The sequence below is a fragment of the Actinoplanes oblitus genome, assembly GCF_030252345.1.
GTDB classification, from domain to species: Bacteria; Actinomycetota; Actinomycetes; order Mycobacteriales; family Micromonosporaceae; genus Actinoplanes; species Actinoplanes oblitus.
This window is the reverse complement of record NZ_CP126980.1, coordinates 3,913,326-3,936,219: the sequence shown is the minus strand read 5'-3', so window position 1 is coordinate 3,936,219 and position 22,894 is coordinate 3,913,326. Positions and strand designations below refer to the sequence as shown.

Annotated in this window: 22 protein-coding genes; 13 read left to right on the top strand and 9 right to left on the bottom strand. The window is 74.0% G+C overall.

The features are described 5' to 3' along the window. Window positions 1–22: 22 nt before the first annotated feature. Entirely contained in the window at window positions 23–757 is a 735-nt protein-coding gene (locus tag Actob_RS17670; RefSeq protein ID WP_284921307.1) for an FkbM family methyltransferase, read from the top strand. 446 nt (window positions 758–1,203) lie between these two features. On the opposite strand, the gene Actob_RS17665 is transcribed toward Actob_RS17670, so the two are convergent. Together Actob_RS17665 and Actob_RS17660 are read right to left on the bottom strand one after the other, a co-directional pair. Then, window positions 1,204–1,521, bottom strand: a complete 318-nt coding sequence (locus Actob_RS17665; RefSeq protein WP_284921306.1) for an STAS domain-containing protein — start codon at window positions 1,519–1,521, stop codon at window positions 1,204–1,206. Next, window positions 1,518–1,943: an ATP-binding protein gene (locus Actob_RS17660; RefSeq protein WP_284921305.1), complete on the bottom strand. Its 426-nt coding sequence runs from the start codon at window positions 1,941–1,943 to the stop codon at window positions 1,518–1,520. Before Actob_RS17660 ends, Actob_RS17665 begins: the two co-directional genes overlap by 4 nt. A 256-nt stretch (window positions 1,944–2,199) precedes the next feature. Between Actob_RS17660 and Actob_RS17655 the strand changes: the two genes are divergently transcribed. From Actob_RS17655 to Actob_RS17605, 11 genes are all read left to right on the top strand, one after another. After that, the gene (locus Actob_RS17655; protein WP_407653666.1) at window positions 2,200–2,640 is read left to right on the top strand and encodes a phage holin family protein; all 441 of its coding nucleotides are present in this window, start codon (window positions 2,200–2,202) and stop codon (window positions 2,638–2,640) included. Next, window positions 2,637–3,086: a DUF3618 domain-containing protein gene (locus Actob_RS17650; RefSeq protein WP_284921303.1), complete on the top strand. Its 450-nt coding sequence runs from the start codon at window positions 2,637–2,639 to the stop codon at window positions 3,084–3,086. Before Actob_RS17655 ends, Actob_RS17650 begins: the two co-directional genes overlap by 4 nt. A gap of 78 nt (window positions 3,087–3,164) precedes the next feature. Next, entirely contained in the window at window positions 3,165–4,394 is a 1,230-nt protein-coding gene (locus tag Actob_RS17645) for a lactate racemase domain-containing protein (RefSeq protein WP_284921302.1), read from the top strand. 151 nt (window positions 4,395–4,545) lie between these two features. Then, window positions 4,546–5,385, top strand: a complete 840-nt coding sequence (larE, locus tag Actob_RS17640; RefSeq protein ID WP_284921301.1) for an ATP-dependent sacrificial sulfur transferase LarE — start codon at window positions 4,546–4,548, stop codon at window positions 5,383–5,385. A gap of 34 nt (window positions 5,386–5,419) precedes the next feature. Beyond that, a complete protein-coding gene (larB, locus tag Actob_RS17635; RefSeq protein WP_284921300.1) occupies window positions 5,420–6,130 on the top strand; it encodes a nickel pincer cofactor biosynthesis protein LarB in 711 nt (236 codons plus the stop codon). Further along, window positions 6,127–7,332, top strand: coding sequence for a nickel pincer cofactor biosynthesis protein LarC (gene larC / locus Actob_RS17630; protein WP_284921299.1), 1,206 nt, complete (start codon window positions 6,127–6,129; stop codon window positions 7,330–7,332). The genes larB and larC overlap by 4 nt, the downstream gene beginning before the upstream one ends. Window positions 7,333–7,488: 156 nt before the next feature. Continuing rightward, window positions 7,489–8,520 (top strand): nucleotidyltransferase family protein, encoded by a 1,032-nt coding sequence (locus Actob_RS17625; protein ID WP_284921298.1) that lies wholly within the window; start codon window positions 7,489–7,491, stop codon window positions 8,518–8,520. Beyond that, window positions 8,513–9,775 carry a hypothetical protein gene (locus Actob_RS17620; RefSeq protein WP_284921297.1) on the top strand — a complete coding sequence of 421 codons (1,263 nt, stop codon included), beginning with the start codon at window positions 8,513–8,515 and terminating at the stop codon, window positions 9,773–9,775. Before Actob_RS17625 ends, Actob_RS17620 begins: the two co-directional genes overlap by 8 nt. Then, entirely contained in the window at window positions 9,772–13,041 is a 3,270-nt protein-coding gene (locus tag Actob_RS17615) for a lactonase family protein (RefSeq protein ID WP_284921296.1), read from the top strand. The genes Actob_RS17620 and Actob_RS17615 overlap by 4 nt, the downstream gene beginning before the upstream one ends. Window positions 13,042–13,091: 50 nt before the next feature. Further along, the gene (locus Actob_RS17610; RefSeq protein ID WP_284921295.1) at window positions 13,092–13,997 is read left to right on the top strand and encodes an S-4TM family putative pore-forming effector; all 906 of its coding nucleotides are present in this window, start codon (window positions 13,092–13,094) and stop codon (window positions 13,995–13,997) included. Window positions 13,998–14,010: 13 nt separating this feature from the next. Then, a complete protein-coding gene (locus Actob_RS17605; protein WP_284921294.1) occupies window positions 14,011–14,553 on the top strand; it encodes a hypothetical protein in 543 nt (180 codons plus the stop codon). 3 nt (window positions 14,554–14,556) lie between these two features. Here Actob_RS17605 and Actob_RS17600 read toward each other — a convergent pair whose 3' ends face one another. After that, entirely contained in the window at window positions 14,557–14,940 is a 384-nt protein-coding gene (locus Actob_RS17600) for a nuclear transport factor 2 family protein (protein WP_284921293.1), read from the bottom strand. Between the two features lie 211 nt (window positions 14,941–15,151). Continuing rightward, window positions 15,152–16,609, bottom strand: coding sequence for an MFS transporter (locus Actob_RS17595; protein ID WP_284921292.1), 1,458 nt, complete (start codon window positions 16,607–16,609; stop codon window positions 15,152–15,154). Between the two features lie 97 nt (window positions 16,610–16,706). Between Actob_RS17595 and Actob_RS17590 the strand changes: the two genes are divergently transcribed. After that, window positions 16,707–17,324 carry a TetR/AcrR family transcriptional regulator gene (locus tag Actob_RS17590; RefSeq protein ID WP_284921291.1) on the top strand — a complete coding sequence of 206 codons (618 nt, stop codon included), beginning with the start codon at window positions 16,707–16,709 and terminating at the stop codon, window positions 17,322–17,324. A gap of 49 nt (window positions 17,325–17,373) precedes the next feature. Here the strand turns inward: Actob_RS17590 and Actob_RS17585 are convergent, their stop codons facing one another. From Actob_RS17585 to Actob_RS17565, 5 genes are read right to left on the bottom strand one after another with little or no spacing between them, the layout of a single operon-like run. Then, the gene (locus tag Actob_RS17585; protein ID WP_284922334.1) at window positions 17,374–18,660 is read right to left on the bottom strand and encodes a lysine N(6)-hydroxylase/L-ornithine N(5)-oxygenase family protein; all 1,287 of its coding nucleotides are present in this window, start codon (window positions 18,658–18,660) and stop codon (window positions 17,374–17,376) included. Window positions 18,661–18,665: 5 nt separating this feature from the next. Beyond that, window positions 18,666–19,913, bottom strand: coding sequence for an ATP-grasp domain-containing protein (locus Actob_RS17580; RefSeq protein ID WP_284921290.1), 1,248 nt, complete (start codon window positions 19,911–19,913; stop codon window positions 18,666–18,668). Then, window positions 19,910–21,430: an amino acid adenylation domain-containing protein gene (locus Actob_RS17575; RefSeq protein ID WP_284921289.1), complete on the bottom strand. Its 1,521-nt coding sequence runs from the start codon at window positions 21,428–21,430 to the stop codon at window positions 19,910–19,912. Before Actob_RS17575 ends, Actob_RS17580 begins: the two co-directional genes overlap by 4 nt. After that, the gene (locus Actob_RS17570) at window positions 21,427–22,296 is read right to left on the bottom strand and encodes a hypothetical protein (protein ID WP_284921288.1); all 870 of its coding nucleotides are present in this window, start codon (window positions 22,294–22,296) and stop codon (window positions 21,427–21,429) included. Before Actob_RS17570 ends, Actob_RS17575 begins: the two co-directional genes overlap by 4 nt. Continuing rightward, window positions 22,293–22,892, bottom strand: coding sequence for a 4'-phosphopantetheinyl transferase family protein (locus tag Actob_RS17565; protein WP_284921287.1), 600 nt, complete (start codon window positions 22,890–22,892; stop codon window positions 22,293–22,295). The genes Actob_RS17570 and Actob_RS17565 overlap by 4 nt, the downstream gene beginning before the upstream one ends. Window positions 22,893–22,894: the final 2 nt, after the last annotated feature.

Here is a 22,894-nt window from a genome sequence, read left to right as displayed (position 1 = left end):
GCCACCGCCTACCTTTTCCGCCGTGACCATCCTCAACGCAGTCGCGAGCACCCTGTCGCGGCACACCCGGTACCTGGACAACGAGCTGCACACGATCGGCGGGCTGGTGCGGCCCGGCGACGTGTGCCTGGACGTCGGATCGGCCGCCGGCCTCTACAGCCGGACGCTGTCCGACCTGGTCGGCCCGACCGGCCTGGTGCACAGCGTGGAACCGCTCAGCTTCGGGCACCCGTTCTGGTCACGGGTGCTGGGCGCGCGGCGGCGCGGCAACGTCCGGCACCACGCGGTAGCCCTCGGCGCGCGGCCGGGGCGGGCGGCGATGCGGGTGCCCTACACCGCGGGCGGGCCGGCGACCAGCCGGTCCTTCCTCGACTGGCAGAGCCGGGGCTTGGGTTCCAACGCGGAGTTCGACCGGCACGAGGACGTGCTCGTCGAGGTCAGCACCGTCGACGAGCTCGTCGCGCGGGAGCGGCTGGACCGGCTGGACTTCGTGAAGATCGATGTCGAGGGCGGCGAGCTGCACGTGCTGCACGGCGCGACGGCGACACTGGAACGGTTCCGGCCGGCGATGTTCATCGAGATCGAGGCCCGGCACACCGAACGGTACGCCTACTCCCCCGGCGACGTGGTCGAGTGGCTCGCGGCGCGCGGCTACACGATGTACACCTGGCAGCGGGGCTGGACGCCGGCCGAGCGGGTCTGCGCCCACACCAACAACTATCTGTTCCGGAGCCGGGCGGCGCGGGACTCCAGATAGCGCTGCTCGGGGCGGCTGAGCGTGAGCCGTCGCCGGCGTGCACCGCTCGCCCGCCCGTCGCGGAGGCTGCCGGACTCGTCGCGTCGACGGTCGTCGTCCTCGGGACCACCGCCCGAGGTCGGTGTCTCGGACCTCGCACACATATATGCGGTTCGCCCTCAGTTCTCGTCCGGCCCCACCGAACGGAAATCGCTGAGCATGCCTCGCCCTGAACGTCCGATCGATCCGTCCGCTGGTCCGCTGCAGCAGTTCGCGGCGGCCTCAGCGGTACGCGAAAGCGGCACGGGTGTGCGCCTGGTCGGACGAGGGGCGGTAACTCGGCCGGCTACGACATCGGCCGCCGTCCGAGGGTGAGCCGGCTGCCGTCTCCGGTGTGCCTGAGGGCATCCCGGCGGCGGCGCCGGTGCGGCTACCGGCCGGCCTCCGCCTCGGGGCCGGCACGCCGGTCACGGGACCGTGCTCGGCGTGGTCAGCACCTCCCACAGGCCGGTGACCCGCAGGGCCCGGCGCAGGATCCCGACCGGGTTGGAGACCACGAACGACACGCCTCGGCGCTGGGCGCTCTCCTGGGCGCTCAGCAGCGCGTGGATCCCGGAGGAGTCGCAGAAGCTGAGCCCTGCCACGTCCACGACCAGCAGGCGCGGGCGGGTGCCGTCCAGGACGTCGGCGACGTGCTCGTCCAGGTCCTCGGTGGTCGCCATGTCCAGGTCCCCGGTCAGCACGAGACGGGTGACCTCGGGGCCGTCGTGACACACGATTCTCATGCCGGCTCCACTCTGCTCGTACCGGTCGCGGACACCCCACGGCCGGGAAACAACGGCATCTCGGCGCGCACTCGCTTGCCACCCTCGTACGACTCCACGAACCACCGCGCGGTCAGCGCGTCGATGATCCGCAGGCCCAGCCCTCCGGTGCCGTCCGGCCGGCGTGGCCGCGGTACCACGGAGGACCCGTCAGCCACCGAGACGATCACTTGCCCCCCGTAGGCCTCCACGTCGACGACCACCGCACCGCCGCCGTGCCGGACGGCGTTGGTGACCAGCTCGCTGACCACCGCCGCCACGTCGTCCAGCCACGCGCGGTCGCGCAGCCCCCACCCGCCGAGCACCGCTGTCACCGCGCTGCGCGCCCAGCCGGGCGCCGTACTGTCCAGTGGCAAGTCGAAGTGAGCCGTCAAGGTACTCATCGAGCACGTCACCGCCTCGCTCTCGGATCACCGATACGGAGATGAACCGCGCCGTCCACGAACGACGCGACGCGGCCCTCGTCGGCCACTCGCCGCATGTTCCCGCACACCCGAAACGCCATGCAAATCGACGCAACTCTGAGTAGTCATACCAGGACCGAAGGTCATCATCGGAGGTGCCTGTCGGGGTGTCGACCCAACTCCGCTGTTTCGCGAACGCGGGCCGGGGGCACCACCGAGGGAACAAGGTAAGGAGGTGCACCCCGTGACGGCGAATCAAACCCCCCAACCCCGCCCGGCGGATTCCGCGTCGACAGCGGACCTGGTCAGTCAGGCGGCCGCCCAGATCTCCACGCTGGTGCGCGACGAACTGACCCTGGCCAAACTGGAGCTGACCGAGAAGGGCAAGCGCGCCGGTGTCGGCGGCGGGCTGTTCGGCGGCGCCGCGGTCCTCGGCCTGTACGGGCTGGGCCTGCTGCTCGCCCTGGCCGTGGTCCTGCTCAACCTGGCCTGGCCGCTGTGGCTGGCCCTGCTGGTCGTCATGGTCGTCGTGTTCGCCGCGGCCGGCGTCGCCGCGTTGCTCGGCAAGAAGAAGCTCGCGGCAGCGACCCCGCCGGTGCCCTCCGACGCGATCGCCGGCGTGGAGGCCGACGTGCAGACCATCAAGACCGCAGCGCAACGAGGACGGCACGTATGACTGAGACGAACCCTTCCCCCGACCCGGACCAGCTTCGTTCGGAGATCGAGCAGACCCGCGCGGAGCTCGGCGAGACGGTCGAGGCGCTGGCGGCCAAGACCGACGTGAAGGGCCGGGCGCAGCGCCGCGTCCGCGAGGAGGTGGAAACCGCCAAGGAGCGGGTGGCCCAGGCCGCGAGCACGGCCGGCGACAAGCTGGCCGAGGTCAAGAGCACGGCGGGCGACAAGCTCGCCGAGGCCAAGACCACAGCCGGCGACAAGCTCGCGGTGGCCAAGACCACGGCCGGTGACAAGCTCGCCGAGGCCAAGAGCACAGCGGGCGACAAGCTCGCCGACGTGAGCAACCGGCCGCGGGTGCGCCGCGCACTGCCCCCGGTCGACCTCGCGGTGGCGGGCGCGCTCGCCGTCGCCGGCACCATCCTGGTGGTCCGGGGCCGCCGGGCCTGACCGGTTCTCGTACGGCGTCTCCCGGGACGCCGTACGCACCGGTTGCCGGCGGGCGGGCCGGTGGCGCAGTGTGCCGGTATGACTGACCTGATCGGTGCCGCCGGGCACGTTCTCGATGCCGCCGACATCCGCGCGTTCGTCCTGGGCCGGCTCGCCGCCGAGGACCTCGACGGACGCCGGGTGTGCGTGATCGTGCCGGACGCGACCCGCAGCTGCCCGCTTCCCCTGCTGCTCGGGGCGGTGCACGAGGCGCTGCACGGACGGGCCGCCGCGGTGACCGTGCTGATCGCGCTCGGCACGCACGCCCCGATGTCGGACGCCCAGCTGGCCGGGCACCTGGGCGGGCCGTACCCGGGGTTCGAGATCCGCAACCACGAGTGGTGGCTGCCGGAACGCCTCGTCTCGCTCGGGCGGATCGGCGCCTCGCGGGTGGCGGAGCTGTCCGAGGGGCGGATGGCGGAGTCGATCGACGTGACCCTCAACCGGGCGGTCGTCGAGCACGACGTCTGCCTGGTGATCGGGCCGGTCTTCCCGCACGAGGTGGTCGGCTTCTCCGGCGGCAACAAGTACTTCTTCCCCGGCATCGCCGGCCAGGAGATCATCGACTTCTCCCACTGGCTGGGCGCGCTGATCAGCAGCGCCGAGATCATCGGGACGCGGGGCATCACGCCGGTGCGCGCGCTGATCGACGAGGCGGCGGCGATGATCCCGGCCCGGCGGCTCGCCCTCTGCCTGGTGGTCGAGTCCGGGACCGGCGCGCTGCACGCGATGTCGTTCGGGGAGCCGGAGGCGGCATGGGCGGCGTGCGCGGACGTCTCCGCCGTGACGCACGTGCGGTACCTGGAGGCGCCGGTCGCCCGGGTGGTGTCGATCATCCCGGCCAAGTACGAGGACATGTGGACCGGGGCGAAGGGGTTCTACAAGGTCGAGCCGATCGTCGCCGACGGTGGTGAGGTGATCATCTACGCGCCGCACATCACCCGGATCGCGGCGATGCACCCGGAGATCGAACGGATCGGCTACCACTGCCGGGACTACTTCGTGAAGCAGTGGGACCTGTTCAAGGACGAACACTGGGGAGTGCTCGCCCACTCCACCCACCTGCGCGGGGCCGGGACCTGGGATCCGATCGAGGGCGAGCGGCCGCGGGTCACTGTCACCCTGGCCACCGGCATCCCGGAGGACGTGGTCCGGGCCGCGAACCTCGGCTACCTGGATCCGGCGGCGGTCGACCTGGACGCGCTGGCCGCCGATCCGGGCACCTTCGTGCTCCCGCAGGCCGGCGAGGTCCTGTTCCGCCTGCGCTGACAGTGGACGGCCGGGACGTGATCAGCGCGGCGCTGGACGGCCGGGCTGTGATCGGCGCGGCGCTGGACGGCCGGGACGTGATCAGCGCGGCAACCGCTTGCCACCGCCGGTGCCCTGCGGTGAGCTGTAACCCGCGGACGGAGGGAACACGATGAGCGGCAAGACAGTCGACGAGGTGGTGACCGAGCTCGGCGGGCTGCTGACCGGAATCGATCGCCTCGCCGTGGCGTTCTCCGGCGGCGTCGACTCCTCGCTGCTGCTCGCCCTCGCGGCGCGGGCGCTGGGCGCGGACCGGGTGCTCGCCGTGCTCGGCGTCTCGGCGAGCCTGCCGGCGGACGAGCGTGCGGCCGCGCACCAGGTGGCCCGGCACATCGGGGTGCCGGTGGTCGAGGTGGTCACCGCGGAGGGCGAGCGGCCGGACTACCGGCGCAACGGCCCGGATCGGTGTTACCACTGCAAGGACGAGCTGTTCACCCGGATCGGCGACGAGGTGCTGGCGGTTCATCGGGTGACCGCCGTGGCGTACGGGGAGAACGCCGACGACGCCCGCCGCCTCGACCGGCCGGGGGCCCGGGCGGCGACCGAGCACCGGGTGCTGCGGCCGCTGGTGGATCTCGGGCTGGACAAGGCCGAGGTGCGCCGGCTCGCCCGGGCGTGCGGCCTGCCCAGTGCCGACAAGCCGGCCGCGCCCTGCCTGGCCTCCCGGATCCCGCACTTCATCGAGGTCACGCCGCATCGGCTGGCCCAGGTCGAGCGGGCCGAGGCGGCGCTGCGCGGGCTGGGTTTCGCCGAGCTGCGGGTGCGGCACCACGGCGAGGTCGCCCGGATCGAGCTGCCGCCGGAGGACCTGCCGCGGGCGGTCAGCTCACCCACCCGGGAGGCGGTGCACGCCGCGATGCTGGCGGCCGGTTTCCGGTTCGCCGCGTTCGACGCGGCGGGCATCCAGTCCGGCGCGTTCACCGGACCGCTGGTCGAGGCCACACGTGACTGATCCGAGCCCGTCCGTGACCGAACCGAGCCCGCGCGTGAACAAGCCGGACCCGCACGTGGCTGAGCCGAACCCGCCGGTGACCGATCCCCTCCCCTACGCCGACCTCGATCTGGAGCGGGCCGCCCGCCGCGGATATCCGGAGGCGGTGTTCTGCGCCGGCAAGACGCCCGCGCAGGTCGCCGGCATCGCCGCCACCGTACGCTCCCGGCCGGATGTGATCACCCTGTTCACCCGCGCCGCGCCCGAGCACGCCGCGGCGGTCCTCGGCGAGCTGCCGGACGCCCTGCACGACGCCGGCGCCGGCCTGCTCGCCTGGCCACCGGTCCCGCCGCCGGCCACCGGCGGGTTGGTGGTGATCGCCGCGGCCGGCACCTCGGACCTGCCGGTCGCCCGCGAGGCCGAACTGACCGCCCGCTTCCTGGGCCGCCGCACCGAGCTGATCGCCGACGTCGGCGTGGCCGGGCTGCACCGCATCCTCGGCCATCTGGACCTGCTGCGGCGCGCCCGGGTCGTGGTGGTCGCCGCCGGGATGGACGGCGCGCTGCCCAGCGTGGTCGCCGGTCTGATCGCGGCGCCGGTCGTCGCCCTGCCCACCTCGGTGGGCTACGGTGCCGCCTTCGGCGGGCTCGCTCCCCTGCTGTCCATGCTGAACGCCTGCGCCCCCGGGGTGGCCGTCGTCAACATCGACAACGGCTACGGCGCCGGCCACCTGGCCGCCCAGATCGCCGCCGGGGCACCGGCGTGAACGGCTCGGACACCGCCCGGCACGCCTGGATCGACGCGTCGGCGGGCGTCGCCGGTGACATGCTGCTCGGCGCGCTACTGGACGCCGGCGCCGCCCTGGCCTCGGTGCGGGCCGCCGTCGACGCGGTGGTCCCCGGCGCGGTGCTGATCACCACCACCGAGGTCACCCGGGCCGGCCTGCGCGCCCGCAAGGCGCACGTCCAGGTCCAGGTCACCGACCCGCCGCACCGTACCTGGGCGTCGATCCGCACGATGCTCGGCGCCGCCGGGCTGCCGCCACCGGTCCGCGATCGGGCGACAGCCGTGTTCGCCCGGCTCGCCGAGGCCGAGGCCCGGGTGCACGGCGTGCCCGCCGAGCGGGTGCACTTCCACGAGGCCGGCGCCCTCGACGCGATCGCCGACGTGGTGGGCGTCTGCGCCGCGCTGCACGACCTGGGCGTCACCTCGATCTCGGCGAGCCCGGTGGCGGTGGGTTCGGGTCACGTCCGCGGCGCGCACGGCCTGCTCCCGGTCCCGGTCCCGGCCGTCACCGAACTCGCCCTCGGCTGGCGGGTGCTCGCCGGCGGCCCGGGCGAGCTGGCCACCCCGACCGGGATGGCCCTGCTGCGGACCCTGGCCACCAGCTGCGAGGACCTGCCGGCGACCACACTCACCGCGGCCGGCGTCGGCGCCGGTGGGCGCGACCGCCCGGACCGCGCGAACGTCGTACGCGTGCTGATCGGCACCGACGAGACCGCCGCCCCGCACGACGCCCTGCTGCTGGAGGCCAACGTCGACGACCTGGACCCGCGCCTGTGGCCGGGCGTGCTGGCCGGGCTGCTGGACAACGGCGCCGACGACGCCTGGCTGGTCCCGATCCTGATGAAGAAGGGCCGCCCGGCGCACACCCTCGGCGTGCTCTGCGCCCCGGACCGCGCGCCGGCGCTGCGCACGTTCATCTTCGAGCACACCAGCACGCTGGGCGTTCGCGAGTCACCCCGGCGCAAGACACCCCTCGACCGCTGCTTCGTCCCGGTGGCCGTCGCCGGCGGCCAGGTCAGTGTCAAGGTCGGCTCGCACGCCGGCACGATAGTGCAGGTGATGCCGGAGTTCGAGGACGTCGCCGCGCTGGCCCGCCGGCTCGGCCGGCCGGAGCGTCTGCTGCTGCTGGAGGCGCAGGCCGCGGCGGCGGCCGCCGGCCTGCTGCCCGGCGCGCCGGCGTGAGGGGCCGGCCGGGTCGCGGTGGCAGCGCGGGAACGGCCGATCACGGCGGCATGGTCCGATCAGGTAGCTATTAGGACCGTTCACCGGAATTAGTTGATCGTGCCGGTGCGGCAGGATCTCCTCACTCGACATCGAGCCGGCCGAAGGGACCCGCACGTGGACACACCGCCGTCCGATGCCGACGGGCCGCTGCTCGCCGGTGACCTGATCGACGACGTCCCGATCAAGGGTTTCACCTTTCAGCCCAGCGGCGGGATCGTCTCCCGCGACGACGACCACGTGCTCTTCGCGTCCGACGCGGACGGTGACCGGCCACCCTGGCGGCCGGTGTCCGCAGTGACCGGGGCGCTGCCGGGCGAGGGCTGCCGGGTCCGCGCCGAGTGGGTCAAGCCGGCAGCCGACGTCACGCCGGGCTTCCCGGACGCTGTCGATCGGATGATGCGCGACCCGGACCGGGGTTGGGCAGGCATCACCGAAGCGCTGCTTCCCACCCGGCGGCAGCCCGACCGCACCGACGTGTGGCTGGTCGGTGGCGCCGTCCGGGACCTGCTGCTCGGCACGGCCGACGATCTGGTGAACGACATCGACCTGGCCGGGACGACGCCGGTCGGCTATTTCGCCGAGCAAGCGGATCAGGCGTGCCTGGGCGCCGGCAAGGGTGATCTGCGGACGAAGGTCGTCGCCGGAGTCGTCTCGATCCGCAGAGGCCGGCTCGGCGATCCACCGATGATCGACTACCGGCCGTTGCACCAGGACGGGTTCCGGTTTCCGGCCTCCGGCAGCGATCTGCGCGCGGACGTCACTCGGCGCGACCTGACCGTGAACTGTCTGTTCTATGACCGTCGCACCCGGACGATAGTGGATCCGACCGGAGCCGGGCTCGCCGACCTGCTCGGCGGTGACCAGCCCGTGCTGGCCGCCGTGGACGGCCCGAAGGATCCCGCGGACCGGGCGGACGTGCTGCTCCGCGCGGTCCGGATGCTGATCCGCTGGCCTCTCCTGCCCGCCACCCAGTGCCGGGTGGGACGGCAGGTGGCGGTGGACCCGGCGACCCTGCGCGAGATCAGGCGCCGATCCGACCGGCACCTCACCGGCGCCGGCTCCGGCCAGATCTGGGACGCCGTCATCCGGCTCGCCGGCGACGACCTCGGACTGCGGGACCTGTTGCTGGAGGCACTCGATGCCTAGCGGCCACCGGCCGCTCAGCGACTGGGTCGCGACGGCCGTCGAGGACGGCGGCGGACTCGGGCCGATCAACGACGGCGCCGACCGGGAGGATGCCCGCCGGTTGGCCAGATTCCACGACGGCTGGCAGCGCGCCGGCTTCCCGGCGGCCGGCGCCCCGACCTTGATGCTGGGCCTGACCCGCGCGGCCCCGCCACAGGCGGTGATCGAGCTGGACGACACCGGCCGGCCGATCCTGGTGAGCCACCGCGCTCTGACGGTGATCCGGGAGATCGAGGAGGCCTGGCCGCCTGACCGGTTCACCAGTCGTCAGCACGCGGTGCTGAGCACCGAGTCCATCACCGTACGGCACGCGCTTGTCGATCGGCTGGACAGCGAGGGCACCCCGGATCCCGACGTCTACTGGCTGTTGCCCTGGGCCGATCTGCTCGACGAGTTCGTCCTTCAGCTGGTGCGAGCGCTTCGCGAGGGTGAGCCCGCGCCGGCGATCCGGCTGCGCCACTGGTTCAACCCGGTCGGCGCGCGGTTCACCGCCGCGCTGGAACAGCTCGGCGAAGGTGTGCGCCGGGGCGACCCGGTGATGACGCGGCTGGGCGCCGCCGGATTCCTGCGCCGGATCCAGCGCGTGAACGCGCCGCGGATCCCCGCGACGACCAGGACCGGCCTGGCCGAGCTGGCCGGGGAGCTGGCCCGGCGGGAGGAGATTCATCGCTTCTGGGGCCGGCGCGTGGCAGCGCTGCTGACCGAGGACCAGCCGGGTCCGCTGGATCGGGTACGCCTGTCCAGCGAGGCACCGGCGGTCGCGGCCACCGACCGGGCCGGCGGCGCGTCGCTCGAGACCCTGCGGGTGCCGCCGTTCACCGTCACCCTCCGGCTCGACGAGGACTACCGCACCCTGACGATCCTGGTGGAGGCGGACACCGAGCTGTCCGAGCCGGTCTTCCTCCCGGTCGATCTGAGCCGGCCCGGTGACAACCGGCGCTTCCACGTCCCGGTCACCCGGCGGCTGGCCGGGTTCGCCGGCCGGCTCGAACTGCGCGAGATCACCGGTGGTCACCAGGTCTCGGTCAGCGAGCCCGCGCTGATGCTCGCCGAGGCGGCCGCGCTCACCCCGGCGGAGGTGCTGCCGTCGCTGCTGCCGTTCCGGTACATGAGCGATCGCCCGGGCCGGGACGCCTGGGCGCGGGCCGCGGCCACGCTGCCGCCGGGCAGCCCGCTGGCCACGACCGTCGCGACAGCACTCGGCGAGATGCCGTGACCGAGGTCGGCGCCCGCCCGGCCGCCCGGATCCGGCTCACCGGACCGGAGGACATCCGCGCGGCGGAGGAATGGCGTCGCTGGATCGTCGGCCCCGACCAGGAGCTGCGCCGGTTCGTCAGGCAGCTGGTCGAGCAGGGCGACACCGAGCGGCTTCTCGCCCTCTACCGGGACACCGCACCGCTGCACGAGTTCCTGGCCGAGACCGCGCCCACGCACGGGCCGGGCGCGGACGGCCTCGGCCCGCCGTTCCGGGCCGGTGAACCGGCGCTGATCAGCGCGATCCGCACTCAGGCGGCGGCCGGGCTGGCGGTCCTGCACCCGGACGACGAGCAGTACCCGGACGCGGCCGGGCGCTGGGCGCAGCGGGCGTTCCCCACCGCCCGCACCAACGACGCGACGGTGCCGGCCCTGCCGCGCTCGGTGCCGGAGGACCTGCGCGCGCTGCTGGGCTCCCGGACCGGGCCGGCCGCGCACCTGGTCACCGCGATGATCCTCGACCTGTCCGGCCATCTGCCGCCGCCCGGCGACACGGCAGCGGTCGCGGTGCTGCTCAAGACCGGGAGCCAGGGCCTGGCCGCGACCCTCAGCGTGGCGCTGCGCCCGGAGCTGCCCCACCGGCTCGTCCCCGACCCGGCCCGGATGGCGCTCGGCACCGTGGACCAGGATTTTCAGGACGCGATGGAGGCCGCCTGGACACAGACTCGTGCGCACCGGCTCGACGCGGGCGTCACCTGGGCGGTGGAGAGCCGCTACGGACCGGTCCCGCGGCTGGCGGACAGGTCGCTCGGCCTGGCGTTCACGCTGGTCCTGGCGGAGCTGGTGCGCCGCCGGCAACGGCTGCGGCAGCTGCTGCGGTGGCAGCGCCTGCAACCGCGGACGACCGCCATCGGCCGGGTCGACGGCGCGCTGGTCCGCGGCGTCGACGGCTATCGGGAGAAGCTGCGGCACGCCGATCCGCACTTCGCGACGCTCGTCCCGGCCGAGGACGTCGGCAAACTCGGCGACGTGCCGCACCAGGCCGACATCGTGCCGGTGGCGACGGTCCGGCAGGCGCTGCGCCGGGGGCGCCGCCGCGACCGGAAGGCTTTGGTCCGCACGCTCGCCGTGGTGGCCACAGCGGTGCTGCTGGCCGCCGGCCTCACCGGGTACGGCTACCTGCGCGCCACGCGTGACGCCGAGAACACCCGGCTCACCGCGCTGGCCGACAAGGTCGCCGCCGCGGCCCGCAGCAGCCCCGGCACCGACGGCCAGGATCTGCTTCTGGCCATGGCCAGCGACGACATCGCGGCACGGGCGGGCGGGCACCCCTCCGTCTTCGACCGGCTGAGCCAGGACCGCGGGAGTCTCGTCAAGATCTACCGTCCGGACACCGGCGCCTTCCGGGACGCGACCCTGTCCGGGTCCGGGAGGCTCGCCGTGCTCACCGGGGATGCCGGCACGATCCGGCTGATCGACACAGGCACCCGGGAGGTCGTCTGGTCGAAGAACCTGCCGCCGGGCATGACGTTCGCGCCCGGCCAGGTGTTCGCCACCGCGGCCGCCGTCACCGACGACGGCATCGCCGCGATCGGGCTCTCCGATCGCCGGATCCTGCTGGTGGAACGGACCCGGGAGGGCTGGCGCGAAGACCCGCCGCTGACCGTGCCCGGCACCGACCAGGACGGCCTGTTCGGCTCACGCGCGGTCACCGCGCTGGCCTTCGACGGCGATGCGAGCTACCTGTACGCGGCGGGGCGGCACGGCGTACGGCGATACTCCCTCGACGCCCGGCACACCCTCATCACGTGCGCGGCCGGCGAGGACGTCCAGTCGATCGAGGCGACCGGCGCCGGCCTGCTGATGACGCTCGCCGACCGGGTCGTCACCGTCGCCTTCCCCCGCCGCTGTGCGAGCACGACGGTGCTGCGGGCGCCGGCCGGCGTCACCCTGCGCGGCTCCGGCGTCGTCGACAAGACGCGAGTAGCGGCCGGCACCATCGGCGCCAAGCTCGTCACCGTCGGCGCGCACGGCATCCGCTCGACGATCGCCGAGGACGGGCCGTACGAGACCGTCCGGGTGAGCGACTCGTACCGGGGCTGGCGGGTGGCCTCGACCGGCAAACGGACCGGGCACGCCGTCATGTGGGCGCTCGACGACGGCACCGTGAGCTACAACGCCGGCGCGAGCGGCAACCTGTGGGCCGGTGGGCGGCTGCTGGTCTGGATCCACGACGGACTGGCCGAGCTGCACTCGTACGGCCTCGACTCGTTCCTGACCATGCGCACCCTTGACGACGTCCGGGCGATCGGCGCCCGCTGGGCCGGCCCGGATCTGCTGGTCCGCACGTACACCGGCGTCTACCTGCTGCGCTCGGTGACCAGCAAGCCGTTCCTGAACGGGCAGCTCACCCTGCCCGGCCCCGAGCACAGCGTCCCTCAACAGCTCGCCGGCGACAGCACCGGACTCTGGGGCGCCGCGGTGTTCCTGGACGACGACACGCACCTCAGGCGCCTGACGGTGTGGAACCTGCACGCGCGGCAGGAGGTGTTCGTGCCCACGCCGGCCGGCGACATCCCGATCGTCGCGCAGTTCGTCGGCGACCGGCTGTACGTCGGCTACGGCAACGGAGCACTGCGCGTCTTCGGCTTCGGCAACGGCTCCTGGACCATGCGGGCCGAGGCCCGGTACACCGACCCGATCCTCGACCTGGCCGCGTCCGCGGACGGCCGGACCGTGGCCGGGATGTCCGGCCGCACTGACAAGGGCTCCCCCGCCGTGTTCACCGTGGAGGCGTCGTCGCTGCGTCTCGTCGACCGGCGCGTGCTCAGCGGCCCGTCCGGGCTGGCGCATCTGACCGTGCTGCACGACGGACGGATCGTGGCCGCCTACGGTGCCGGGACCGTCGTCTTCCTGCGACCCGACCTCACCGAGATCCGCACCGATCTCGCGCCACAGATGAACTATGTGACAGCGGTCGCCGAGGTTCCCCAGCGCCGGGAGGTGGTCGTCGGCAGCTCCGGTGGCTCCCGCGTCTTCGACACGGGGACCGGGGCGAACGTTTCCGCGCATGGGTGGGGGCGCTCCGGGGCGACGATCGACCTGGCCGCCGACCGCACCGGTGAGATGTTCGCCAGCGTCGAGTTCAACTCGGCGCAGATCGCCATCTGGTCGATGGCGCCCGGAGTCCGGCGGGCCAACGCCTGCGCGGCCATCGGCCGGGACCTGACCGAGGCGGAGTGGGCCCAGTTCGTCGGCCCCGACCTGCCCTACCAGCATGTCTGCTGATCAGGAGGGAGACCCGTGCGAGCAGCACCGGTGACGTGGCGGCCGGCCGGATGAGCACCACCGGCACCACCCAGCCGCGCATCTTCGAGGCGCAGAACACCGTCGACGCCCGCCGGCTGGTCGCCGCCCAGGCCCGGATCTACTCGGACACCAAGATCTTCTCCGGGACCCGGCTGTGCGTGGTCATCGCGCTGTCGATCGCCGCCGGCGTGGTAGCGGTCCGTTATCCGGGATTGCGCGCGGTGGTCGGCGTCGGCGGCGGCATCGCCCTGCTGGCCGTCTCCTTCGTGACCGGGAGCGTGGAGAAACGACTGCGCACGATGGCCGCCGCCGTCCAGGAGGAGTTCGACACCCGGGTCTTCGGCCTCGGCTGGAACGGACTCCTGGTGGACCGGCCGCCGGCGAACCGCATCGCCAAGGCCGCCTCGAGGTATCGCGGCGACCGGGACGCCGACTGGTACGACGACACCCTAGGCACGCACCGGCCGTACGACGTGCTCATCTGCCAGGCCACCAACCTGGGCTGGGGTGCCACGATGCACCGCTACTGGGCGTGGATCCTCAGCGCGCTGGGCCTGCTGGCGGCCGGCGTCGCCATCGGCTGCGGGCTGCTCGCCGGCCTCGGCTGGGGTGGCCTGATCACCGCCGTGATCGCGCCGGCTCTCTCGCCGGTCAAGGAGATCGCCGAGCAGATCCGGGCCAACTTCGAGAACGCGCGGTCCAAGGAGTCCACCGAACGCAAGGTCACCGACCTGTGGGCGAACGGCATGCGCGGCACCGCGACACCGTCCGAGGCGGACCTGCGGGCCCTCCAGGACAAGATCCTTCAGTTCCGGCTGACCAACGCGTTCGTGCCGGACTGGCTGGACCGGGTCTTTCACCGGCGCAACGAGGCGGCGATCCGGATCAGCGTGCAGAGCCGCGTCGAGGAGGCCCGCCGCAACGGGCACGGATGAACGGAGCAGCGTGATGAGGGCACTGCTGGCTGCCGCCGGGCTGGCGGTGATCTGCGTGGCCGCCGGCTGCGGCTCGGCCGGGACACCCCCGGGACCGGCGCCGTCGGCTCAGCTGACCATCGGATTCGGCGGGTACGGCCCGCTGCGGGCCGGGATGACCCGGGCGGAGTTGCTCGCCGCCACCCCGGTGCCGCTCGAGCAGTACGGCGACGCACCGGGATGCGCGTTCCTCGCCGACGCGCGAGCCGCCGGGCGCAACCCGTACGGTGAACTGCAGGTGACCCTCGACGACCGGGGACGGGTGCTGGGCATCGACCCGCCGTCGGCCGCCCGCACCGACCGCGGGGTGGCGGTCGGCTCCTCGGACGAGCAGCTCCGCGACGCCTACGCCGACCCGGCCGAGCAGGGCACGAACGAGTCCGGTCGCTACCTGGTGTACGGCAGCGCCGCACAGGGCTGGCTCGGCTTCGGCCTCGACGAGGCGGGGAACGTGGTGGAGATCCGTACCGGGACCAAGGACTTCGCCTCCGGCTTCGAGGTCTGCTCGGGTGAGTGAGGGTCACCAGCGCTCGACCAGATGCTCCCGGCCCGCCGGCGGCTCGTAGGCCTCCGGCCAGAAGTCGGTGATCCGCCGCACCAGACCGTGCTCGTCCAGGTCGAGCCAGACGCAGGCGTCCATCGTCTCCGCGCCGACCCGGACGTCCAGCCACAGCGCGGCGAACCTGCCGTCGGCGACCACCCGGCGCGTCGTCAGGTGCCAGTCCCCCGGGTACTCCACGTTGAACCGCAGGTACCCGGCCCGGCCCCGGATCCGCTCGCGGGTCTGCGGCATCTCGTAGACCACGTCCTCGGCCAGCAATGTCGCGAACCGCTCCCAGTCACGCCGCTCCAGACTGTCCACGTAGTCGGTCGCGACGCGCCGCGTCTCACTGGTGTCATCCATGCGGCGAAGGGTACTGACCGGCGCCGGCGACGCCGTACAGCATGTGGGCGACGGCCGGATGATCGGCCGCGTTCGGGTGGTCGCCGTCGTCGGCCGGCAGCCCGGTCGGGGCGCCGGTGAACAGCGGCGCCGTGGTCAGGTACGCCGCCCCGGCCCGCCCGGCGGCCCGGCGCGGCGCCTCGACCCGGACGCCTGGCCGCCGCGGCTCGGCTCAGCGCGGGACCGGCAGCTCGAGCCCGGCGGCACCGAGCACCTCGTCGGCCTCCACCTCGGCCGCGGTGAGCTTCGGCTGCCGGGTGCGGGGCAGCAGCCAGGCGACGGTGACGGCGGCGAGCGCGGCCAGCACGGCGCCGATCACGAAGATCGTCACGAACTGCGCCTCGCGGGGCAGCGGCAGCGGCCCGGGGATCGGGTTGCGGGTCAGCATGGTGACCACGAACGCGGTGCCCAGCGACATGCCGACCGAGCGGGCGATCGAGTTGACGCTGTTCGCGATGCCGGTCTCAGCGGGCTCGACGTGGGCGATCAGCAGGGCGGGCAGGGCGGCGTACCCGAACGTGACAGCCGTGTTGACCACCAGCGCACCGACGATGACCTGCCAGGTGGCCGCGTGCAGCACCGCGAGCAGCACGAACCCGGCGCCGGCCAGCAGCGCCGCGATGACCAGCGTCGTCTTGGCACCGAACCGGGCGACCAGGCGGCCGCCGAGCGGCGCGGTGATCACCCCGCCGGCCGTGCCGGGCAGCAGGTAGACCAGGCTGGCGGCGAGCACCGAGGCGCCGAAGCCGTAGCCGGCCAGCGCGTGCGGCGTCTGCACCAGCGCGGAGACGGCGAGGAAGACGGCGAACATCGCGAAGCCGAGGAACAGGCCGGCCGCGTTGGCCACCACGATCGGGCGGTGGCTGAGCATCCGGGTGCTGACCAGCGGGTGCGTGACCCGCCGCTCGAACAGCACGAACACGGTCAGCACGACGGCCGCGGCGGCCAGCGAGCCGAGCACCCGGGCCGAGGCCCAGCCCCAGTCGTTGCCCTCCTCCAGCGGCAGGATCAGCAGCACCAGCCCGAGCCCGAGCAGCGCGGCGCCCGCCCCGTCGAGGGTGCCGGTGGCGGCTCCCCGGCGAGCCGGCAGCAGCCACACCCCGGCCAGGCCGACGGCGGTCAGCGTGGTGGACAGCCAGAACAGCTGGTGGTAGTCGCCGCCGTGGCGCATCAGCAGGCCGGTGACCACCAGGCCGAACCCGGCGCCGACCGAGAGCATGCCACTGACCAGGGCCATCGCGCCGGTCAGGCGGTGCGGCGGCAACTCCTCCCGGAGCACGCCGATGGAGAGCGGGAACAGGCCGAAGCTGGCCGCCTGGGCGACCCGGCCGACGAGCAGCAGCGGAAGGCTGGAGGTGGTGGCGGCGAGCACCGAGCCGAGCAGCACCACGGCCAGCACGCCGAGCATCACCGGGCGGCGACCGTACAGGTCGCCGAGCCGGCCGAGCATCGGGGTGAGCACCGCGGCGGCGAGCAGGTTGGCGGTGACCACCCAGCTGGCCGCGCTGGTCGAGACGTCCAGGTCGGCGCGGATGTTGGCGACGACCGGGACGACCAGGGTCTGCAGCGCGGAGACGAGCAGCACGACATAGCAGGCGACGGGCAGCGCCAGACGCGTTCTGAAGGACATGCGCTGAACGTAGACCGACCGACGAGAGTTTTCAACGCCGTGTCAAAAACTAAAGATGCGTCGTCAATTACATTTGATGGGTTGTAGAGTCGGCACCGTGTCAGCCATCAAGAGCCGCCGTGCCCCCACCAAGGGCGACCAGCGTGAGCAGGCCCTGCTCGACGCCGCGCGGGCCGTCTTCCGGGACAAGCCGATCGGCCAGGTGACCATCGACGAGCTGGCCGGGGCGGCCGGCATCACCCGGTCCGGGTTCTACTTCTACTTCGAGTCCAAGCAGGCGCTGCTCGCCGCCGTCGTCGACCAGGGCATCGCCGAGGCGGACTCGGAGATGGCCGAGTGGCTCGGCTCCGCGGGGCACGACCGGGACAGCCTGCGCCGCGGCCTGGCGGCGGGGCTGGCCCGGTGGAAGGTGGACGGGCGGTGGCTGCGCGAGGCGTTCCTGGCCCCCGACCCGGGCCCCGACGTGATGCAGATCCGCGACCGCCTGGTCGGCCAGGGCTGCACCCTGTTCAGCCGGCGCATCGAGCGCGACGCCCGGGCCGGGCTGACCGTCGGCGGGCCGCCCGACCTGCTCGCCAAGATGGCCGTCAGCCTGCGCAGCGCGATGTTCGCCGAGGTCTACGCCGATCCGGACGCCTTCGACGAGGAGGAGCTGCTAGACACCCTGACCGACGCGCTCCTGCGCCTGATCTACGGCTCCGGCCCGCGCGACTGACCCCGCCGCGCGCCGCCGGAGCGTCGCGGCGCGACCCCGGTCCTCGCCGTCAGAACGCGGGAACCCGGACCCGGCCGAGGATGGAGCCGGCGATCTCGCCGGCCCGGACCGCCACGTTGGACAGCAGCGACGCCGACAGGCCGTGGGTGTGTTCGGTGCCGCCCTGCAGGTAGACGGCCCACGGCACCTCGTCGCCGGTGACCAGCCGATGGTCCCGGGTGACCAGGTAGCGGCCGGCCTCGTCGCGCCGCAGGTGACCCTCGAGGTCGCCGAGCAGGCCGGTCGGCTGCATGGGCCGGTACCCGGTCGCGCAGATCGCCAGATCCGCGTCCAGCTCCGTGTGCTCCGCGTCGAGCTGGGAGCTCAGCCGCAGCCGGACTCCCCCGGCCGTGCGCCGGATGGCGTGCACCCGCGACAGCCGCAGCAGGGTCAGCCGCCGGTCGCCGGTCACCTCGTCCTCGTACGCCATCCGGTGCAGGTCGCGGAGCACCTCGTCGTCGACGACGGCGTAGTTGGTGTTGCGGTGGTACCGCCAGAACGCGTCCCGGCCACCCGGACCGGCCCCGTGGTAGTCGTCCACCGCCCCCGGGTCGAAGACCTGGTTGGCGAAGGGCGTGCTGTCGGCGACCGCGTAGCCGTAGGACGGGAGGATCGCGTACACCGTCGCGGCGGGCAGTGCCGTGCGGAGGAACCGGACGATCTCGGCGGCACTCTGGCCGGCGCCGAGCACCGCGATCCGGCGCAGCGTGGCCGGGTCGGCGGCGGTGAAGCGGCTGAGGAACGTGGAGCTGTGCCAGACCCGATCGCCGGCCGCGATGCCGGCCGGCATGGCCGGCACCAGGCCCGTGGAGATCACCACGTTGGCGGCCCGGAGCTGCCGGCTACCGGCGCCGTCGGTCACGTCGATCTCCAGGTGACCGGCGCGCGGGTCACCGCCGGGCAGCCGGATGCCGGTCGCCGCCACGCCGTAGTCGACACTGCCGGCGTACCCGGCCGCGGCCCACTCCAGATAGCTGTGGAACTCCCGGCGGGTGGGCAGGACGTCGTCGTTGTTCACGAACTGCGCCAGGCGGCCAGCCGCGTGCAGGTACGCCACGAAGCTGTGCGGCGACATCGGGTTCCGGAACGTGACCAGGTCCTTGAGGAACGACACCTGCATCTTGGCCGAGGGCAGCAGCATGTCGCGGTGCCAGCCGAAACGGGCCTGCCGTTCCACGAACGCCGCGCTGACGGCGTGCTCCGGCGCGCTCTTGCCGAGCTCCCGCAGGGCGATGGCGAGCGCCAGCCCGGACGGCCCGAAGCCGATGCCCACGACGTCGCGGATGCCGGGTTCCATGGTGGTCAAGGTTTCTCCTCGTGCGGCGGGTCGGCATCGATGAGGCGCAGCGCGGATTCGGCCTCCCGCACCCGCCGGTAGTCGGCCTCGATCACGTCCGGGTCGGGGTGGGCGAGCACCACCAGGCCGAAGATCGTGTACAGGTCACGGGTGCGGGGCACGACGTCGCCGTCGGCGTACCCGATCCGGGTGGTGTAGTGGCTGCGCAGCCCGCGGAGGGCGGTGAACGACTCCCGGTCGCGCAGCACGCCGCGGCGCGGCGCGGCCAGGAAGACCGACCGTACCCGGGTGTGCTGGACATAGTCGCCGGTGACCGGTCCCGGGCCGGCGAACGCCTCGGCGAGCCGCTCCAGCTGGCCGCTGCCGGTGCCCAGCCGGGAGTACTCCGGATGACCGCCGCCGTGGGCCCGCATGCCGGTCTCGATCAGGCGCGGCCCGCCGGCGGTCATCATCACCTCGGAGTGGGCGGCACCCCATCGCACCCCGAGCGCGTCCAGCGCCGCGTACGTGTAGGCGACCATCGGCCCGTGCACGGCCGGGTCCATCGGGATGAAGTCGGTGCAGTCGTACACCGCGGCGCTGCCGCCGAGGGTGCGCTTGGTGTACCTGCCGATCCCGCACAGCACGTGCCGGCCGTCGACGGTGACGGTGTCGACGGCGTACTCGGTACCGGTCAGCAGCTCCTGGACCACGACGTCGTCGTTGACCCGGCCGAGCCGGTTGGTCGCACCCGCCAGGCGGTCGAACGCCGGCCGCCAGGGCGTGCCGGCCGGTACCAGGGTCACGCCGTCGGTGCCGGCCGACTCGGCGGGCTTGACGATCAGGTCGCCGCGGTCCAGTCCGTTGCCGGCCAGCCATCGGCTGACCACCGCCGGGTCGCCGGTGCAGACGCCGCGGATCGCCGGCAGGCCGGCACCGGCCAGCGCCGCCTGCATGGCGCCCTTGTTGCGGCGGGCCACGGCGAGCGACGGCTCGTTCGCGAACCGGGGTGTCAACAGCCGGGTGAGCTCCTCGGCCAGGGCGACGCCGCTCTCGGTGCCGGGCAGCACGCAGCGCGGCCGCAGCTCGCGCAGCCGGTGCACCGCCGCCGGGGAGTGCTCGAGCACCTCGGCGAAGTCGCCGGGCCGCCAGGGCTGGGCGGACAGGCCGGGTGCCGAGAGCACCGCGACGGCCGGCACCCCGTGGGCGGCGAACGCCGGCGCCACCTCGGTGCCGGACGAGAACGGGTCGACGACCACGACGGGAGAGTTCATCGGTCCTCCACCGGTTGCGGGGCGCGGCCGAGCCGGATCCGGTCGACCTTGCCGTTGGGGGTGAGCGGCAGCGACTCGTGGTGCCGCAGGTGCCGGGGCACCATGAAGGCGGGCAGGCGGGACCGCAGCTCGGCCAGGACCGCCGCCTGATCGGCCGCGCCCTCGTAGGCGACGTGCAGGTCGACGCCACCGGCCGGCGCGGGCAGGGCCAGCGCGACCGCCTGCAGCACACCGGGGCAGCGCCGGGCGACCGCCTCGATCTCGCCCAGCTCGACCCGGTAGCCGGAGACCTTGACCTGGTGGTCCACCCGTCCCAGGTGGACCAGCCGGCCGTCCTCGCGGCGTACCCGGTCACCGGTGCGGTACCAGTGGGCGGCGGTCGGCGTACCGCGATGGATCAGGTAGCGGCCGCCGGCCTCGGCGACGAACCGGCCGTCGTCGTCGGCGGGATCGAGATAGCCGGGGAACCGCTGCGGGCCGCGGACGCACAGCTCCCCCTCGGCGGCGGGACGCAGGTCGTCGCCGAGCAGCAGCCAGTCGGCACCCGGATACGGCTCGCCGATCGGCACCGTGCCGTTCGACGTGCGCGGCCAGTCGGCCGGCGACACCGGCAGCCGGTAGCCGGTACAGGTGACGGTGAGTTCGGTCGGGCCGTACATGTTCTCCACGACGCTGCCGGGTGCCGCGGCCCGCCAGGCGGCCGCGGCCTCGGTGGGCAGCGGCTCGCCGCAGAACATGCTCCACCGCAGCGACGGCATCCGGCCCGGGGCCAGCTGGCGCAGCCGCCGGGCGATGGCGACCACCGAGGGCACCGAACTCCAGTGGGTGACCTCCCGGTCCCGGACGTATCGCACGGCGGCCAGCAGGTCGCCCGGTCCGGGTACCACCACCGTCGCCCCGGCACCCCAGGTGGCGAACAGGTCGAAGACCGACGGGTCGAAGGTGAGGTCGAACATCTGCGACACCCGGGCGTCGGCGGTCAGGCCGGCGCGGCCGGCCACCGCCCGCAGATAGGCGAGCACGTTGGCGTGCGTCACCGGCACACCCTTCGGCGTGCCGGTCGATCCCGAGGTGAACATCAGGTACGCGGGCCGGCCGGTGTCGGCCGGGACCGGGGGCAGCGCCCCGGCCGGCGGCAGGGCGGCCAGCGCGTGATCGCCGACGGACAGCGCCGGGACCGCGCCGACGGCGCCGCCGGCATCGGTGAGCAGCACGTCGACTCCGGCAGCGGCCGCGATGGCGGTGGTCCGGGCGGGCGGATAGGCCGGATTCAGGGGTACGACGGTGGCGCCCAGCCGGTATCCGGCCAGGTATCCGGCGTACGCCCCGGCGCTGCGCGCGGCCAGCAGCCCCAGCCGCCGCGGCGGTTCGCCGAGCCGGCGCACGATCGCCGCCGCGATGCGCCCGGCCAGGTCGTCGAGGTCGGCGTAGCTGATCCGCACCGGCCCGAAGTCCAGCGCGGTCCGGTCCGGATGGCGACCGGCGGACGCGGCGAACCAGTCGTACAGGGTGGTCACGCGGGCACCTCCGCCGCGGCGATCCGGTCGAAGGCCGCCCGCACCACACCCGGGCGGGGCCGGCCGCGCCGCGCCGACTGCACGGCGAACCGCAACGCCCGCGGCAGCTCCGCCCAGGCCGCCTCGGCGGCGGCCGAGGCGGCCGGATCGGTCAGTCCGTCGGCCGACCGGACCCGGTACCGGAACAGCTGGTGCCGGCTCGCCGCCCACAGGTCGTCGACCAGCGCGGCGAGCCGGGCCGGCTCGGTGGCCAGCACGGCGAGGTGCGCGATCGCGTCCGGTCCGGTGAGCCATCCGGTCTCGGCCGGCAGGCCGGCGCCGCCGGTCCGGGTCAGCCATCGGTACGCCGACGCCGGGGGCACCGGGACGGCGGCGCCGAGTGCGTACCGGTCCCGGTTGGCCACCTCGGCCGGCACCGTCCCCACCGGAGCGAGCAGCGCTGCCAGCTCCGCGCCGGACACCTGCCCGGCGTACCGCGGGTGCTCGCCCAGCGGGGTCGTCGCCGCGAAGTGGTCGGCCACCGACCAGCGGCCGCCGCGACGGCCGGTCAGCAGCACCCAATGCGGCGCCGCGGCCGTCCGGTACCCGGGCGACCAGGGCAGCCGGGCGGTGTTCGCGACCGCCAGGACCGCGCCGTACGCCTCCTGCTCGGCGACGAGGGCCGCCTCCGCGTCCGGCCAGTGGTCCGCCCCGCGGTACGCCAGCCGGCCGTCGTCGATGCGCCGGTGGTGGGAGACGGCGGTGGTCTCCGGCCGGACCGCGAGCCGCACCGCGCCGGCCAACTCGGCTCGCAGCCGCGGCCGTTCCGGCGCCAGGTAGGCGGCCAGGTTGCTGGTGTAACAGCTGAGGTCGGCCCAGCTCGTCATCGTTCCTCCTCGGTGTGCGCGACAGCCAGCGGCACGTCGGACACCTCGCGCAGGCTGCGCCAGCGGTAGCCGCGCCACTGCCCGGCGCGTGGGTACGGCGGCACCTCGACCGCCCACGGCCGTCCCGCCAGGCCGGTGCCGTCCGCCTTCACGCACGCCTCCTGCACCGTCCACACCCAGGCGAACTCCCGCGCCGCGTCGGCCGGCGGCAGCCCGGCCAGCAGGGTGGCCCGCGGACCCAGGCAGCGGCGCAACAGACCGGCCGCGACGGTGTCCGGCGGATGCTGCACGTCCACCCCGACCCGGCGGTTCACCGCGGCGGCGACGGCCACCGTGCCGGCGTCGTGCGACACGCTGACCCCGGTCGCGGGCCGGCCCGCCAGCGTGGGCCGGCCCCGGCCGGTGCTGACGATCGGGGTGTCGGCAGCGTCCGGCAGCACCGCCCGCAGCAGCGCCCGCAGGGCGCGGCGGCCGGCCAGGAACTCGGCGGCGCGGGCGCCCGCCAGGCCGTATGCGGCCGCCCGGTCGAGGGGCAGGTCCGGGCCGGGCGGGTACGGCCCGGCCGTCACCCACACCCCGGCCCCGACCTCGGTCACGC